The organism is Hydrogenophaga sp., assembly GCF_965657535.1.
In the GTDB taxonomy this organism is placed as follows: domain Bacteria; phylum Pseudomonadota; class Gammaproteobacteria; order Burkholderiales; family Burkholderiaceae_C; genus Hydrogenophaga.
Genome location: NZ_CBFHOP010000004.1, coordinates 394,117 through 408,639, shown reverse-complemented (window position 1 = coordinate 408,639; position 14,523 = coordinate 394,117). Strand labels below are relative to the sequence as shown.

Annotated in this window: 16 protein-coding genes; 8 read left to right on the top strand and 8 right to left on the bottom strand. The window is 64.9% G+C overall.

Going from position 1 to position 14,523, the window contains the following annotated elements; genetic code table 11:
* Nucleotides 1–53: 53 nt before the first annotated feature.
* Nucleotides 54–995 (top strand): metal ABC transporter substrate-binding protein, encoded by a 942-nt coding sequence (locus tag ACTG4K_RS09500; RefSeq protein ID WP_439113951.1) that lies wholly within the window; start codon nt 54–56, stop codon nt 993–995.
* Between the two features lie 113 nt (nt 996–1,108).
* Entirely contained in the window at nt 1,109–1,483 is a 375-nt protein-coding gene (locus ACTG4K_RS09495; RefSeq protein ID WP_439113950.1) for a DUF1636 family protein, read from the top strand.
* 25 nt (nt 1,484–1,508) lie between these two features.
* Here the strand turns inward: ACTG4K_RS09495 and msrA are convergent, their stop codons facing one another.
* The gene (msrA, locus tag ACTG4K_RS09490) at nt 1,509–2,045 is read right to left on the bottom strand and encodes a peptide-methionine (S)-S-oxide reductase MsrA (RefSeq protein ID WP_439113949.1); all 537 of its coding nucleotides are present in this window, start codon (nt 2,043–2,045) and stop codon (nt 1,509–1,511) included.
* A gap of 125 nt (nt 2,046–2,170) precedes the next feature.
* Between msrA and ACTG4K_RS09485 the strand changes: the two genes are divergently transcribed.
* Together ACTG4K_RS09485 and ACTG4K_RS09480 are read left to right on the top strand one after the other, a co-directional pair.
* Entirely contained in the window at nt 2,171–2,440 is a 270-nt protein-coding gene (locus ACTG4K_RS09485; RefSeq protein ID WP_439113948.1) for a hypothetical protein, read from the top strand.
* Nucleotides 2,437–2,943 carry a TA system VapC family ribonuclease toxin gene (locus ACTG4K_RS09480; RefSeq protein ID WP_439113947.1) on the top strand — a complete coding sequence of 169 codons (507 nt, stop codon included), beginning with the start codon at nt 2,437–2,439 and terminating at the stop codon, nt 2,941–2,943. The genes ACTG4K_RS09485 and ACTG4K_RS09480 overlap by 4 nt, the downstream gene beginning before the upstream one ends.
* 119 nt (nt 2,944–3,062) lie before the next feature.
* Here ACTG4K_RS09480 and ACTG4K_RS09475 read toward each other — a convergent pair whose 3' ends face one another.
* Entirely contained in the window at nt 3,063–3,962 is a 900-nt protein-coding gene (locus tag ACTG4K_RS09475) for a LysR family transcriptional regulator (protein ID WP_439113946.1), read from the bottom strand.
* Between the two features lie 106 nt (nt 3,963–4,068).
* Between ACTG4K_RS09475 and ACTG4K_RS09470 the strand changes: the two genes are divergently transcribed.
* A complete protein-coding gene (locus tag ACTG4K_RS09470; RefSeq protein WP_439113945.1) occupies nt 4,069–5,256 on the top strand; it encodes an acyl-CoA dehydrogenase in 1,188 nt (395 codons plus the stop codon).
* Between the two features lie 400 nt (nt 5,257–5,656).
* On the opposite strand, the gene fahA is transcribed toward ACTG4K_RS09470, so the two are convergent.
* The 3 genes from fahA to ACTG4K_RS09455 are packed head-to-tail and all read right to left on the bottom strand — an operon-like array spanning nt 5,657 to nt 8,905.
* Nucleotides 5,657–6,973 carry a fumarylacetoacetase gene (fahA, locus tag ACTG4K_RS09465; protein ID WP_439113944.1) on the bottom strand — a complete coding sequence of 439 codons (1,317 nt, stop codon included), beginning with the start codon at nt 6,971–6,973 and terminating at the stop codon, nt 5,657–5,659.
* A 22-nt stretch (nt 6,974–6,995) separates the two neighbouring features.
* Nucleotides 6,996–7,199, bottom strand: coding sequence for a DUF2783 domain-containing protein (locus tag ACTG4K_RS09460; RefSeq protein WP_439113943.1), 204 nt, complete (start codon nt 7,197–7,199; stop codon nt 6,996–6,998).
* A gap of 14 nt (nt 7,200–7,213) precedes the next feature.
* Nucleotides 7,214–8,905, bottom strand: a complete 1,692-nt coding sequence (locus tag ACTG4K_RS09455; RefSeq protein ID WP_439113942.1) for an FAD-dependent monooxygenase — start codon at nt 8,903–8,905, stop codon at nt 7,214–7,216.
* A gap of 191 nt (nt 8,906–9,096) precedes the next feature.
* Between ACTG4K_RS09455 and ACTG4K_RS09450 the strand changes: the two genes are divergently transcribed.
* From ACTG4K_RS09450 to ACTG4K_RS09440, 3 genes are all read left to right on the top strand, one after another.
* Complete coding sequence (locus ACTG4K_RS09450) at nt 9,097–9,582, top strand: MarR family winged helix-turn-helix transcriptional regulator (RefSeq protein WP_439113941.1); 486 nt, start codon at nt 9,097–9,099, stop codon at nt 9,580–9,582.
* A gap of 73 nt (nt 9,583–9,655) precedes the next feature.
* Nucleotides 9,656–10,651: an ABC transporter ATP-binding protein gene (locus ACTG4K_RS09445; protein WP_439113940.1), complete on the top strand. Its 996-nt coding sequence runs from the start codon at nt 9,656–9,658 to the stop codon at nt 10,649–10,651.
* Nucleotides 10,648–11,415 carry an ABC transporter permease gene (locus ACTG4K_RS09440; RefSeq protein WP_439113939.1) on the top strand — a complete coding sequence of 256 codons (768 nt, stop codon included), beginning with the start codon at nt 10,648–10,650 and terminating at the stop codon, nt 11,413–11,415. The genes ACTG4K_RS09445 and ACTG4K_RS09440 overlap by 4 nt, the downstream gene beginning before the upstream one ends.
* 31 nt (nt 11,416–11,446) lie before the next feature.
* Here the strand turns inward: ACTG4K_RS09440 and ACTG4K_RS09435 are convergent, their stop codons facing one another.
* The 3 genes from ACTG4K_RS09435 to glxR form a co-directional block, all read right to left on the bottom strand.
* Complete coding sequence (locus ACTG4K_RS09435; protein ID WP_439113938.1) at nt 11,447–12,064, bottom strand: SOUL family heme-binding protein; 618 nt, start codon at nt 12,062–12,064, stop codon at nt 11,447–11,449.
* Between the two features lie 122 nt (nt 12,065–12,186).
* Nucleotides 12,187–13,509 carry a glycerate kinase type-2 family protein gene (locus ACTG4K_RS09430; RefSeq protein WP_439113937.1) on the bottom strand — a complete coding sequence of 441 codons (1,323 nt, stop codon included), beginning with the start codon at nt 13,507–13,509 and terminating at the stop codon, nt 12,187–12,189.
* Nucleotides 13,510–13,615: 106 nt separating this feature from the next.
* Nucleotides 13,616–14,521: a 2-hydroxy-3-oxopropionate reductase gene (glxR, locus tag ACTG4K_RS09425; RefSeq protein WP_439113936.1), complete on the bottom strand. Its 906-nt coding sequence runs from the start codon at nt 14,519–14,521 to the stop codon at nt 13,616–13,618.
* Nucleotides 14,522–14,523: the final 2 nt, after the last annotated feature.

The following is a 14,523-nucleotide window of genomic DNA, read 5'->3' as shown; positions in this document are numbered from 1 at the left end:
TGTCCCCATTTCTGTGTTTCGCCCCTTCCTGTTCGTTCATTGAAAGCCACGCCATGACCTTCCACCGCCCGTCAACCGCACGCCGCCACGCCGCCCGCGCCACCCTTGCGTTGGCGCTGAGCGCACTGAGCCCAGCCAGCTGGGCGCAAACCCCCATCCAGGTCGTGGCCAGCTTCAGCATATTGGGCGACTTGGTGCGCCAAGTGGGTGGGGATCGCGTAGCGGTCAACGTGCTGGTAGAGCCGGGCAGCGACGCCCATGTCTTCCAACCCACACCCACCCAAGCGCGCCAGGTAAGCCAGGCGCAGGTGGTTTTTTCCAACGGCCTGGGTTTTGAAGGCTGGATGAACCGCTTGCTCAAAACGGCCCATTACCGTGGCCAGCAGGTGGTGGTGAGCCAGGGCGTGAGGCCACTCAAAAGCGCCGAAAACGGCCACCACAAAGGACAAGATCACGGCCACGGCGCACCCGACCCGCACGCCTGGCAAAGCGTGCCCAACGTGATGATCTATCTGAGCAACATCGCCAAGGGCTTGTGCGCCGCCGACGCCGCCGGCTGCGACGGCTACCAGAAGAACGCTGCGGCCTACACCGCCCAGCTCAAAACGCTGGACACCGACATCACCGCCGCTTGGGCGACCCTACCCGCTGCGCAACGCAAGGTCATCACCTCGCACGATGCCTTCGGCTACTACGCCTGGGCCTATGGCGTGAAGTTCCTGGCGCCCCAGGGCGTGAGCACCGAGAGCGAAGCCTCGGCCAAGGGCGTAGCACAACTGGTGCGCCAGATTAAAAAAGAACAAATCAAGGCGCTGTTCGTCGAGAGCATTTCCGACCCGCGCCTGATTGAGCAGATAGCCCGAGAGACTGGCGCCAAAGCATCGGGCGCGCTCTATTCGGACTCGCTTTCGCCCGCGGGTGGCGAAGCAGCCAACTACCTCGACATGATGCGTTTCAACACCGCGGCGCTCACGCAGGCGGTGCGGGGGCTTTGAACCCTGCGCCTGCTGCGCTCTATACGCACCGGGCGCCGGGGTTTGGGCGGGGTGGTATCGTGCCGCCTCCCGCGCCAGGCTCCCCTGCACCTGAAGCTCTATCGATCCATTCAATGACGAACACCGAAATTCTGGTTTGCGTGCTGTGCCGACCCGCCGGCGCGCCACGCGAAGCCCCACGCGCCGGTCAGGCGCTGTTTGAAGCCGTGCAAGAAGCCACTCTGCGAGACGACCTGCCCTTTGCGGTGCGCCCGGTCGAATGCATGAATGGCTGTTCACGCTCATGCACCGTGGCGCTGCAGGCGCCAGGCAAGAGCATTTACTTATTTGGCGACCTGCCAGCCGACACCGAAACCACTCTACAGGTGCTGGCCTGCGCCCAGATGCACCACCTCAGCCCCGACGGCATCCTGCTGCGGGCTGAACGCCCCGAGCGCCTGCGCGAAAGCATTTTGGCGCGCCTTCCAGCCTGCTTGCCTGCGGCCTGACACGCCTGCGCAGATCGGTTGAACGTCAGCCGCGCGCCAGCCGCGCAAACGTTTTGCGAAACTTCGCCACCTTGGGTGCGGCCACCGCCATGCAATACCCCTGGTGCGGGTTGCGCTCGAAGAAGTCCTGGTGGTAGTCCTCGGCGGGCCAGTAGTCGGCCAGGGGCAGCAACTCGGTCACGATCGGCTGGCCAAACGCGTTGTCGCGGGCCAGCTCGTCCACCATGGCCTGCGCGGTATCGCGCTGCTCTGGCGTGGTGAAGTAAATGCCGCTGCGGTACTGCGTGCCCACGTCGTTGCCCTGGCGGTTGGGCGTGGTCGGGTCGTGGATCACAAAGAAAATTTCCAGAATCTCGCGCGTGCTGATCACCGCCGGGTCGTACACCAGTTTCACCACTTCGTTGCAGCCGGTGCGTCCGGTGCACACCGCTTCGTAGCTGGGCTGCGCAGCCTGGCCGTTGCTGTAGCCCGACTCCACATCGGTGATCCCCCGCACTTCTTTGTATACGCTTTCGGTGCACCAGAAGCAGCCGCCGCCGAGCACCAGAGTTTGGTTTGACATTCAAAAATCTCCTTTTGTCGAAGTATGCGGCTCATGGTGATTCCCTGGGGTTGACGGGGGTGGGTGTCCGGCCATAACATGAGCATCACGCATCACGCATCACGCATCCACTCCGAAAGACCACCATGCGCACCACACTCAGCATTGAAGACGATGTGCTGTACGCAGCCAAGAGCCTGGCTCGGCGCGAGGGCCGCACCCTGGGAGAAGTCATTTCCGATCTCGCCCGGCGGTCTTTGCAAGCGCCCGCCCTAGACGCCGCAGCGAGCGGGCGCTCGCACAATGCGCTGGACGAGCAGCTGGCGGCACTCGGGCTTACGCCATACCGCGCGCCAGGCGTTGCCGTGGTCACACAAGCCCAGGTGGACGACCTGCGTGAAGCGGAGGGCATTTGAGCACCCGCCGCCCACCCGAGGTGCGCGACGCATCGAGCGGCTACTTGCTGACCAAAGCCGAGATCGCCCCGCGCATCAGCCTGCTGGACGTGAACGTGCTAATTGCCCTGTGCGACGGCCGCCACGAACACCATGAGAGCGCCGCGCAGTGGTTTGTAAGCCACGCCGCGCAGGGCTGGGCCAGTTGCCCGCTGACGCAAAACGGCGCCATCCGCATCATGAGCACACCCGCCTACCCCGGCGCGCGGCCGGTTTCGCAGGTGTTGGCGCAAGTGAAGGCTTTGTGCGCCACCCCACACCACCGCTTCTGGCCCGACGCCGTCAGCCTCGTGCAGGAAGGCACCCTGAACCCCGCCCACCTGCTGGGCCACCGCCAACTCACCGACGCCTACCTGCTGGCTTTGGCGGTGCACCACAACGGCCAATTCATCACCCTGGATGGCGCGATTGCGCACAAGGCGGTGCACGGGGCACAAACGCACGACGTGGTTCGGCTGGTCTGACCAGCGAACGGCGCGCCTGCATCGCCCGTCAACGCACGGGTTTTCACGCAACCGTTCTGCCCCCCCGCGCGCAGCCGGCTTGGGCGTGCGCAGCGGCGGCCTCCGGGTTGAGTAGGTCTCTACGCTGTCAACGGAGCAGCCTTTTGCACCACCGCCAAGAAAGCACCGAGTGCGCCTTGGGCGGTGTGATCGCGCCCGGTACGCCACAGGCAATGCGTGTCGTAAGGTGCCAGCGGCTGGGCCAGCGGCACAAACACCACGCCGGGCAGCCCCGCTTGCTGCAAGGCCGCCGGCACCAGTCCCACGCCCAGCCCCTGCGCAATGACGGACACCACGCTCAGCCAGTGCCGCAGTTCAAACGCCAGAGAAGGCTCGAAACCCGCGTCGGCGCAGGCCGCCAAGATGCGGTCGTGGTAATCGGGCGAGACGGCACGCATCACAATGGCGAAGGCTTCGCCCTTGAGCTGATCGAGCGAAAGCACTTTCGCATTTGCCAGCGGGTGGCTTGAAGGCAGGCAGGCTGTAAAGGGTTGGCTGGACACCAAAATCTGCGAAAAACCCGCCGGCACGCGCGTGGTGTGCACAAAACCCAGGTCCAGACGGTCGTGCACCAGCTCCACCAGCTGTTCGCTGCTGCTCAGTTCGCGCAACGCCAGCCGCAGCTTGGGGTGCGCAGCCCCAAAGTCGCGCAGCACCTGCGGCAGGCCGCGGTAGAGCACCGTGCCGGCAAAGCCCATGTGCAACTGACCCGCCAGCCCTTGGCCCACATCGCGCGCTTCGCGAGTGGCCAGCGCCGCCTGCTCCAGCAGCGCCAGCGCCCGTGGCAAAAATGCCTGCCCGGCTGCGGTGAGTGCCACGCCGCGGCTGTTGCGCTCAAACAGACGCGCGCCCACCGAGGCTTCCAGCTGCTGAATGTTTAGCGACAGCGGCGGCTGCGTCATGGCCAGCCGCTGGGCTGCGCGGCCAAAATGCAGCTCCTCGGCCAACACGGTAAAACAGCGCAAGTGGCGAAATTCCATAAATATGCGTTATGTATTGATCTATCGTTAATCAATATTAGACAGCTATTCATGGGCCAACGACAATGCCGTCCAAACCCCACCCCGACCACCGGAGACACGCACCATGGCATCCAGCAAAAACACCTTCAACTGGGAAGACCCGTTTCACCTGAGCGCGCAGCTCACCGACGACGAGCGCCAGGTGCAAGAAGCCGCCCGCGCCTATTGCCAGGAAAAGCTGCTGCCCCGCGTGACCGAGGCCTTTCGCCACGAGACGACCGACGTGTCCATCTTCCGTGAGATGGGCGAACTCGGCCTGCTCGGCCCTACCATTCCTGAAGCCTACGGCGGCAGCGGCCTGAACTACGTGTGTTACGGCCTGGTGGCGCGCGAAGTGGAACGCGTGGACTCCGGCTACCGCAGCATGATGAGCGTGCAAAGCTCGCTGGTGATGGTGCCGATCAACGAATTTGGCAGCGAAACGCAGAAGCAGAAATACCTGCCCAAGCTGGCCACGGGTGAGTGGATCGGCTGCTTCGGCCTGACCGAACCCAACCACGGCAGCGACCCCGGCAGCATGGTCACCCGCGCCAAGGCCGTGCCCGGTGGCTACAGCCTGAGCGGCGCCAAGATGTGGATCACCAACAGCCCGATCGCCGACGTGTTCGTGGTCTGGGCCAAAGACGACGGCGGCCAGATCCGCGGCTTCATCCTGGAAAAAGGCTGGAAAGGCCTAAGCGCCCCCGCGATCCACAGCAAAGTCGGCCTGCGCGCCAGCATCACCGGCGAAATCGTCATGAACGAAGTCTTCGTGCCCGAAGAAAACGCCTTTCCCGACGTGCGCGGCTTGAAAGGCCCCTTCACCTGCCTCAACAGCGCGCGCTACGGCATCGCGTGGGGCGCGCTGGGCGCGGCGGAAGACTGCTACTTTCGCGCCCGCCAGTACGTAATGGACCGCCAGCAGTTCGGCCGCCCGCTCGCCGCCAACCAGCTGATCCAGAAAAAGCTGGCCGACATGCTGACCGAGATCAGCCTGGGCCTGCAAGGCTGCCTGCGCCTGGGCCGCATGAAGGACGAAGGCACCGCTGCGGTGGAAATCACCAGCATACTCAAGCGCAACAGCTGCGGCAAGGCGCTGGACATCGCCCGCCTGGCGCGCGACATGATGGGTGGCAACGGCATCAGCGACGAGTTCGGCGTGGCCCGCCACCTGGTGAACCTGGAAGTGGTGAACACCTATGAGGGCACGCACGATGTGCATGCGCTGATTCTGGGCCGCGCGATCACCGGGATTGCGGCGTTTTCGAACTGATTGGCCCCCACAGGAGCGACCCGGGGCGCTGGGGTTCGGAGGAGCCCCCAACAGGGCACATCGGGTGCGAAATCAGGCCCAGACTGGGTCGTCGGGCTTCTTGAACTCTCGTGCGCTATAGCGTGGTCTTCACCGGAATGATCCACAGGGACTCGGTGGGATGGGCATGCGAACGATGTGGTGAGGCGTTCGGTTTAACCGCCGAACGGCCCTTCGATGCGCCATGAGCATCGCCACCAAACACGACCCACCGGCCCTGCTCAAAAGCACGCCGCCGTGTCTGGCCGCTTTCCCCGCTGGGTGAAGGTATGCGGCTGACGCAGCCAAGCCATCTTGCGCAGTGCTCACGGTGTCTGCAACAAACGCCAACCCCGCCGCTGAACCGGCGCCGCACCGCGCCTCAGCTCGGCGCCGGCAGCACCGTGCCCACGCACTCGCCGAAGCCAATGCGCGCCGCACCGGCCTGCTCGCACCAGCCGCGAATCACCACAGCGTCGCCGTCTTGCAGCCAGGTGCGTGCCTCGCCGTTGGGCAGGGTCAGCGGGTGCTTGCCGCCGGTGGTCAGCTCAATGAGCGCGCCGGCCTGGTCCAGCGTGGGGCCTGACAGCGTGCCGCTGCCGAACAGGTCGCCGGGCTGCAGGTTGCAGCCGTTCACGGTGTGGTGGGTCACCATTTGGGCCACGGTCCAGTAGGCGTGGCGGTAGCTGGTGCGGCAAATGGTGGCGTCGGGCTGGCCGGCTTCGCGCATCTGCGGCGTTTGCAGGCCCACTTGCAATTGAATGTCGAACGCGCCCTGGCTGCGGTTGGCGGCGCTGTCCAGGTAAGGCAGCGGTTGCGGGTCGTCGGCCGGGCGGCTGAAGGCCACGCGGTAAGGGGCCAGGGCTTCGAGCGTGACCACCCAGGGCGAGACGGTGGTGGCGAAGTTTTTGGACAAAAACGGCCCCAGCGGCTGGTACTCCCAACCCTGGATGTCGCGCGCCGACCAATCGTTCAACAGGCACAGACCAAACACATGATCTTCGGCCTCGGCCATGGCCACGGGCTCGCCCAGCGCGTTGCCGCTGCCCACAAAAATGCCCAGCTCCAGTTCAATGTCGAGCCGCTGGCTGGGCACGACGCTGGGCACCGTGGCGCCCGGCGGCAAGGTTTGGCCCTTGGGGCGGTGAAACTGCTGGCCCGACACGCCGATGCTGGACGCGCGGCCGTGGTACCCAATGGGGACCCACTTGTAGTTAGGCAGCAACGGGTTGTCGGGCCGAAACTGTTTGCCGATGTTGGTGGCGTGGTGCACCGAGGTGTAGAAGTCGGTGTAGTCGCCAATGCGGGCGGGTACACCGTATTCGGCGCTGGCCTGCGGCACCAGGCAGCTTTGCAGGGCGGCCTGCTCGGGCGCGCCTTCGCGCAGCGCGCGCGAGAGCGCCAGGCGCAGTGCGCTCCAGGCGGGCGCGCCCAGTGCCATCAGGGCGTTGAGCTTGTCTTGTGCACCGGCTTGCACGGCCGTGGCCACCGTGCCGGTAAAAACGCCGGCCTGCGCTGCAGCGGCCAGGTCCAGAATCTGGTCGCCGATGGCGACACCGCAGCGAAAGGCCTCGCCGGAGCCCCGCCGGCGAAAGCTGGCAAAGGGCAGGTTTTGCAAGGGAAAGTCGGTGGCGGTGCTGTTGGCCGATGCGACCCAGCTGCGCAGCGCCGGGTTGTGGGTTTCGTTCAGTGTGGTCATGGGTTGGGCTTGCGTTGGCGCCTCACAGGTCTTGCAAAGCAGACTGCACATGTTGCTGGAAAAGCGCAGCGTCGGCCAGTGCGTTGGCGTTGAGCAAAGCGAGTTTGACGAGAAACAGGCTGGTTTTTTCAGCGCCGGCCTGGTCAATGGCGTGGGCCAGGGTGTCGTACACGGATTCCAGCCCTTCGATGGGCAGGGTGGGCGCGGCGGTGGTGTGGGCGTTCATGGCGGGGGTTCCTCTCACTGGGGCAGTGCGTTGTTCAGGGCGGCTTGCAGGCGGTTGGCGTCCAGCGTGAGCCAGCGGGCGCACACATGCTGGTCTGGGCGCAGCAGGTAAGCAGCGCCACTGGCGCGCACGCCGTAGCGCTGGCGAAAGTGGCCGTCGGCGTCGGCCAGGGTCTGGTCGGCCCCGGCCACCGGTGCGCTGGCCCCCACGGCGGTCACACGCAGCACCATGCCGCGCGCGCGGGCCTGCGCCACCACGGCTTGCAGCGGTGCGGGCACGGCGTCGGCCTCGGTGAAATACAGCAGGTCGAAACCGCCGCCCAGGTGGTCCAGCAGGTAATCGTTGGAGGCCAGGCAGATGTTGCGCGGCGGTGCGCCGTGGGCGGGGCCGTCGGTGAACAGGGCGTTGTCGTCGCCTGCGCTGTTGAGTTGGGACTGGGTGTACTCGTGCGGGCGCGAGGTGCGCCAGTGGTAGAGCGGGCGCACAAACGCGTGTTGCAGCGAGAGCGAAAGCACGGCGTTGCGCAGCAGCGCAAAGCCCCCGGCCGGCGGTGTCATGAAGCGCACGCTTTTGCCAGCTTCTTCAATGATTTCACGGGCCGCACCCACGCGCTCGGCGCTGTGGTTGGCCAGCAGCTGCGGGCCAGCCAGCCCCTTCACCACATAGGCCAGGTGCCAGCCCAGCGACTGCGCGTCTTGAAACGCGGTGTTGGCCCCGCGCACACCAAAAATGGGCAAGAGGTGGGCCGCGTCGCCGGTGAAGATGACACTGCCATGCACATAGTCGGGCAGCGTGAGCGTGCGGGCCGAATACACCGAACACCAGTCCATGTCCCAGGGCACGCCGGCGTGGCCGATCATTTTCAGCTGCGCGTCAATGCGTGCCTTGAGCGACTCGGGCCTGAGCGCGTCTTCCGGCGTTTCGCCCGCGGGCAGCTGGTAGTCCACCCGCCAGATGCCGTTGGGCTCGCGGTGCATGAGGATGGTGTTGCCGGGGTTCCACTCAGGGTCAAAAAACGCCAACCGCTCGGTGGGCAAGGGCAGGTCGATCTTGATGTCGGCAATGACGAAGAAACCTTCGTACGAAGCGCCTTCCATCTGCAGGTTCATGGCCGTGCGAATGGGGGAACGCCCCCCGTCGGCGGCCACCAGCCAATCGGCTTCCAGCGTGTATTCGCCTTCCGGCGTGTCAACCCGCACCTCGGCGTAGCCGTTTTGCTGCACCACCTCGGTCACTTTGTTGCCCCAACGGAAGTCGATCAGCGGGTGGGCCGCGCAGGCGTCATGCAGGTATTCCTCCATGTACTGCTGCTGCACGTTGATGATGGGGAAAAAGCGGTCGTCGGCGTCGTGCGGCGCCTCCATGCGAAACACGCGCTGGCCCCGGTAGTACGAATTGCCAAAGCGCCAGGGCAAGCCGCCTTCGGTCATGCGGCCGGCCACGCCCACCTGCTGCAAAATTTCCATGGACCGGCGGGTGAAACAAATGGCGCGACTGCCCTGCGAAAACTGCAGCTCGGGCGTCAGCACCACGCTGCGCACCCCGTGGCGCGCCAACTCCAGCGCCGTCACCATGCCGGCTGGGCCCGAGCCGGCAATGGCCACCGGGTGGCGACTTTGCGGCAGGTGCGCCGAAGGCAGCCAGGGCTGAAACACCTGGTAGGTGTAGTAAATGGACGGGCGTGGCTCGGTGGTGGGCTGGTGCATGAGGGGGCTCCTGAAGGGCATCGCACACAGGGCATGCTGTGTGTCTGAAGCCGGATTCTAGGCCGACTTAGTTGCGTACACAACTATTATTCACACTGGTAAAAACACCTATAAAACCGCTTTTAGTTGCATAAACAATCAATTAAACTGAGCCCGACAAACACCCACCGAACCGACACGCAACGCCCACCATGCGCCCCACCCACCCTGAAACCCCGCCCAAGCTGGAGCGGTATTTCACCTACCGCCTGAACACCCTGAGCAAGCTCAACGACCTGGCCAGCCACAGTCTCTACCTCACGCAGGGCGGGCTGTCGCTGTCCGAGTCGCGGGCGCTGGCGTCCATTGGCTCGTTCCCCCAGATCACGGTGAACCAACTGGCCTTTGAGGCCAACCTGGACAAAGGCCAGGCCAGCCGGGCGGCCCAGTCGCTGGTGGACAAAGGGCTGGTCATCAAGACCCACAACCTGGTGGACGGCCGCAGCGTCATTCTGGCGCTGGCACCCAAAGGCAAACCGGTCTGGCGCAAGCTGATGGCCCTGATGGAGCAACGCAACCAGGCGCTCACCGGCTGCCTCACACCCGAAGAACAGGCGCAGCTGCTCAACATGTTTGAACGCATGCTGGCGCGAGCCCAGGCCGAACATGCAGGCCAGGCCACCCACGAAACGCCCTGAACGAAACGGCTGCGCTCCGGGCGCACAAGGCCCGCGCACCATGGGGTTGGGGCTGCGGGCGGACAATGCAGGCATGTTTTCATCTCACGTACCCTCTCCCACACCCCAACCGCCCGACGCGATCGTCCGCGTGCGCGGCGTCAGCAAAACCTACGCCGGTGGCTTTCAGGCGCTCAAGCACGTTGATCTGGACATTCGCCGCGGTGAAATTTTTGCCTTGCTCGGCCCCAACGGCGCCGGCAAAACCACGCTCATCAGTGTCATCTGCGGCATGACCAACGCCACACACGGCACGGTGGAAGCCGACGGCTTTGACACCGTGCACGACTACCGGGCCGCCCGCAGCATCATTGGCCTGGTGCCGCAAGAGCTGCACACCGATTCGTTTGAAACCGTGTGGGCCACGGTGAACTTCAGCCGGGGCCTGTTTGGCAAGGCACCCAACCCGGCCTACATCGAAAAGGTGCTGAAAGACCTGTCGCTCTGGGACAAAAAAGACAGCAAGATTTTGGCGCTATCGGGCGGCATGAAGCGCCGCGTGCTGATTGCGAAAGCGCTGTCGCACGAGCCCAAAATCTTGTTTCTGGACGAACCCAGCGCGGGCGTGGACGTGGAACTGCGCCACGACATGTGGCGCATGGTGCGCGCGCTGCGCGAAGCAGGCACCACCATCATCCTCACCACCCACTACATTGAAGAAGCCGAAGACATGGCCGACCGGATTGGCGTGATTCGCAAGGGCGAACTGATTGTGGTGGAGGAAAAGGCCACGCTCATGCGCCAGCTGGGCCAAAAGCAGCTGGCGCTCACCCTGCAGCAACCTCTGGTAGCCATGCCTGCGGCGCTGGCGCGCTGGCCGCTGGCGCTGAGCAGCGACGGCCTCACGCTGACCTACAGCTTTGACGTGCAGAAGGACGACACCGGCATTGCCGAACTGCTGGCCGCGCTGGGTGCCGCGGGCATCCACTTCAAAGACCTGCGCTCCAGCGAAAGTTCGCTGGAAGAAATTTTCGTCAGCCTGGTCAACGCGCCACACACTGCTTCTGATTCATCCAAGGTGGCCGCATGAGTTTCAACATCCACGGCGTGCGCGCCATTTACCGGTTTGAAATGAACCGCGCCCTGCGCACCTGGGCGCAAAGCATCATGGCGCCGGTGCTCACCACCTCGCTGTATTTCATCGTGTTCGGCACGGCCATTGGCTCGCGCATGGGCGACATTGGCGGGGTGAGCTACGGCGCCTACATCATCCCCGGCCTGCTCATGCTTTCGCTGCTGTCCGAAAGCATTTCGAACGCCGCTTTCGGTATCTACATGCCCAAGTGGTCGGGCACTATTTACGAACTGCTCAGCGCGCCGGTGAACTGGGTTGAAGTGCTGCTGGGCTATGTGGGCGCGGCCGCCAGCAAAAGCCTGCTGCTGGGCACGCTGATTCTGCTCACGGCCCGCGTGTTCGTGCCCTACACCGTGGCGCACCCGGTGTGGCTGGTGCTGCTGCTGGTGCTCACCGCCATCACCTTCTGCCTGTTCGGTTTCATCATTGGCCTGTGGGCCGACAATTTTCAGAAACTGCAAATCGTGCCGTTGCTGGTCATCACCCCGCTCACCTTTCTGGGCGGTGCGTTCTACAGCATCAACATGCTGCCGCCGGTGTGGCAGACCGTGTCGCTGTTCAACCCGGTGGTCTACCTCATCAGCGGCTTGCGCTGGGCCTTCTACGGACAGGCCGACGTGCACATTGCCGTCAGCACCGGCATGACGCTGGGCTTCATGCTCGCCTGCCTGGGCGTGGTGTGGTGGGTGTTCAAAACGGGCTGGCGCATTCGGCGGTAACGGGGACAGGCCCAAGGGCTGCCGCCCAGACTCAGCGCAGCGCCAGCCAGATCTCGTTGCGCCGCATGAACCACGGCGTGAACGGGGCGTTGTAGCGCGCCAGTACCGGCTCGCCCTGAGTGGTAACGCCCTCTTTTTCCAGCGTGGCGCGCAACAGCGCCAAGTGCTCGTTGGTGTTGGCTTGCGACCAAGTGCCCGAATAGCGAATGGCTGCCCACTGCCGGGCCGGCACTTGGCGCAGCTGCACGCGCGGGTCCAGCGGCTCGGGGGCGGTTTCCAGCGTCACGTCCTTGGGCAATACAAACTGCACCAGCTGGCCACCACCGGGCGCATTGGCCTGGGTCACGGGCGCGGTCATGGCCATCTTCACCGGTGCAGCGGTCTGCGTCACGGGCGCGGTCATCTCCAACTTTTTTTCGCCCTTGTTCTTGCCAAAAATGTAGCCCGCCAAAATGGGAAAGGCCGCGCCGCCTGCATCGTCCCCGGTGCCCTCTATCACCACCTCGGCCACCACATAGGGCGCGTACTGGCGCAGCTCCACGTTGCCGAAGGCACGCACCACGTCGTAGGCAGGTTCTTCGACGGCCTGGCTGGTGAGTGGCACGGCGGCGAGTGTGAGCCACAGCAAAGGGCGCAGCAAGAGCGACATGGGATTTCGGTGGTGCAGCTGGTGTTTCATGACCACAGGTTAAGGTCTATGGCGCCTCGGTTTGCAAGCGTTGGTGAATGCCCCCATTCCCGAAGATCACCCAACGCTGGGACACACCACCTTCACACCACCAGCACCGCCCGAAAGTCGTTCACATTGGTGTGCGTCGGCCCGGTCATCACCAGGTCGCCCAGTGGCTCAAAGTAGCCGTAGGCGTCGTTGCGGTCCAGGTGGTCTTTCACATTCAAACCCAGCGCCGCCGCGCGGGCCAGGGTGTCTGGGGTGACGAGGGCGCCGGCGTTGTCTTCCATGCCGTCGATGCCGTCGGTGTCGGCGGCCAGCGCCCACACGCCGGGCTGGCCGGCCAGGGCCTGGGCCAGGCCCATGCAAAATTCGCCCGCCCGCCCGCCGCGGCCTTTGGGTTGGCCTTCGGCGCGGGGGCGCACGGTCACGGTGGTTTCACCGCCACTCAAAATGACGCAGGGTTTGGCCAGGCTGCTGCGGCCGAGCGCCGTGGAGCGCGCCAGCGCGGCGTGCACCTTGCCCACCTCGCGAGACTCGCCTTCGATTTCGTCGCTGAGCACATAGACGTTCAAGCCCAGGGCGCGGGCGGCGTCGGCAGCGGCGTCCAGGCTTTGCTGGGGTGTGGCGATCAAGTGGGTTTCGCACCGGGCCAGGCGCGGGTCGCCAGGCTTGGGGGTTTCCAGCGTGCCGCTTTCCAGCTGGGCGCGCACGGCGGGTGGCACCTCAATGCCGTAGCGTCGCAATATGTCCAGCGCATCGGCGCAGGTGGACGCGTCGGCCACGGTGGGGCCACTGGCGATGACGCTCACATCGTCACCGGGCACGTCGCTGATGGTGAGCGTGACCACGCGGGCCGGCGCACACGCGGCGGCCAGGCGACCGCCCTTGATGGCCGATAGGTGCTTGCGCACGGTGTTCATTTCACCAATGTGGGCACCGCTGTCCAGCAGCTGGCGGTTGATGCGCTGTTTGTCTTCGAGCGTGAGGCCGTCGCACGGCAGGGTGAGCAACGACGAGCCGCCGCCCGAAATGAGGCACAGCACCAGGTCGTCGGCGGTGAGGCCTTGGGTGAGCTGCAAAATGCGCTGGGCAGCCTGCAGGCCAGCGGCGTCGGGCACGGGGTGGGCAGCTTCCACCACCTCGATGCGCTGCGGCAGGCCCCGAGGCCGTGGCGGCGTGTGGTGATAGCGCGTGACCACCAGACCCGAAAGCGGCGCATCGGCCGGCCACAGCGCTTCCACCGCCTGCGCCATGGCGCCACCGGCCTTGCCAGCGCCGAGCACCAAGGTGCGGCCTTTGGGTGGCTTGGGCAGGTAGGCGGCGGTGTTGTGCAGCGGCAAGGCACGCTGCACCGCCACGTCAAACAGGTGGCGCAGGAGGACGCGGGGGTTGTCGATGAGGGGCGGCTTGGTGGAGGTCATGCAAACAGTCTAGCGATACGTCAACCTGAAGCGGCTTTGTTCCAGAACACCGCGGAACCGGCTTGGCCGGGCCGCTGGTGTTGCACCCAGACGGGGGTGATGGTCGTCAGACCGGCGCGGGGGCGATTTCATGCCCCGCCATCATTTCCAAGCTGCGGCACAGCGCCGAATGGTCCAGCCCGGCCATGCCATGAGCGGCGCAGCTTTGCATCAGCTGCGCGGCGCTGGCGGTGTTGGGTAAGCTCACGCCCAGTTCTTTCGCCCCTTGCAGCGCCAAGTTCAGGTCTTTCTGGTGCAGCTCAATGCGAAAGCCGGGGTTGAAGGTGCGCTTGACCATGCGCTCGCCATGCACCTCCAGAATGCGGCTGGCAGCAAACCCGCCCATCAGCGCCTGGCGCACCTTGGCCGGGTCGGCGCCGGCTTTGCTGGCAAACAGCAGCGCCTCGGCCACGGCCTCGATGTTGAGCGCCACGATGATCTGGTTAGCGACCTTGGTGGTCTGGCCGTCGCCGTTGCCACCCACGAGCGTGATGTTTTTGCCCATGGCTTCAAACAGGGGCTTCACGCGCTCGAAGGCCGCTTGCGGCCCACCCACCATGATCGTCAGGCTGCCCGCTTGGGCGCCCACTTCACCGCCGCTGACCGGCGCGTCAAGGTAGTCGCAGCCCAGTGCGTTGATTTTTTGCGCAAACTGTTTGGTGGCCATGGGGCTGATGGAGCTCATGTCCACCACGGTTTTGCCGGCCGACAAACCCTTGGCCACGCCGGTTTCGCCAAACAGCACGTCGTCCACATGCGGGGTGTCGGGCACCATGGTGATGATGATGTCGGCGCGCTTGGCCACTTCGGTGGCGTTGGTGCAAATGGTGGCGCCTTGTTCGGCAAATGCCGCGGGCACCTGGCTGCGGCTGCTCACAAAGAGCTGGTGCCCGGCGTTGATGAGGTTCAGCGCCATGGGCGCGCCCATGATGCCCAGGCCGATGAAGCCCACTTTGAGTCCGCTTTTGGTCATGT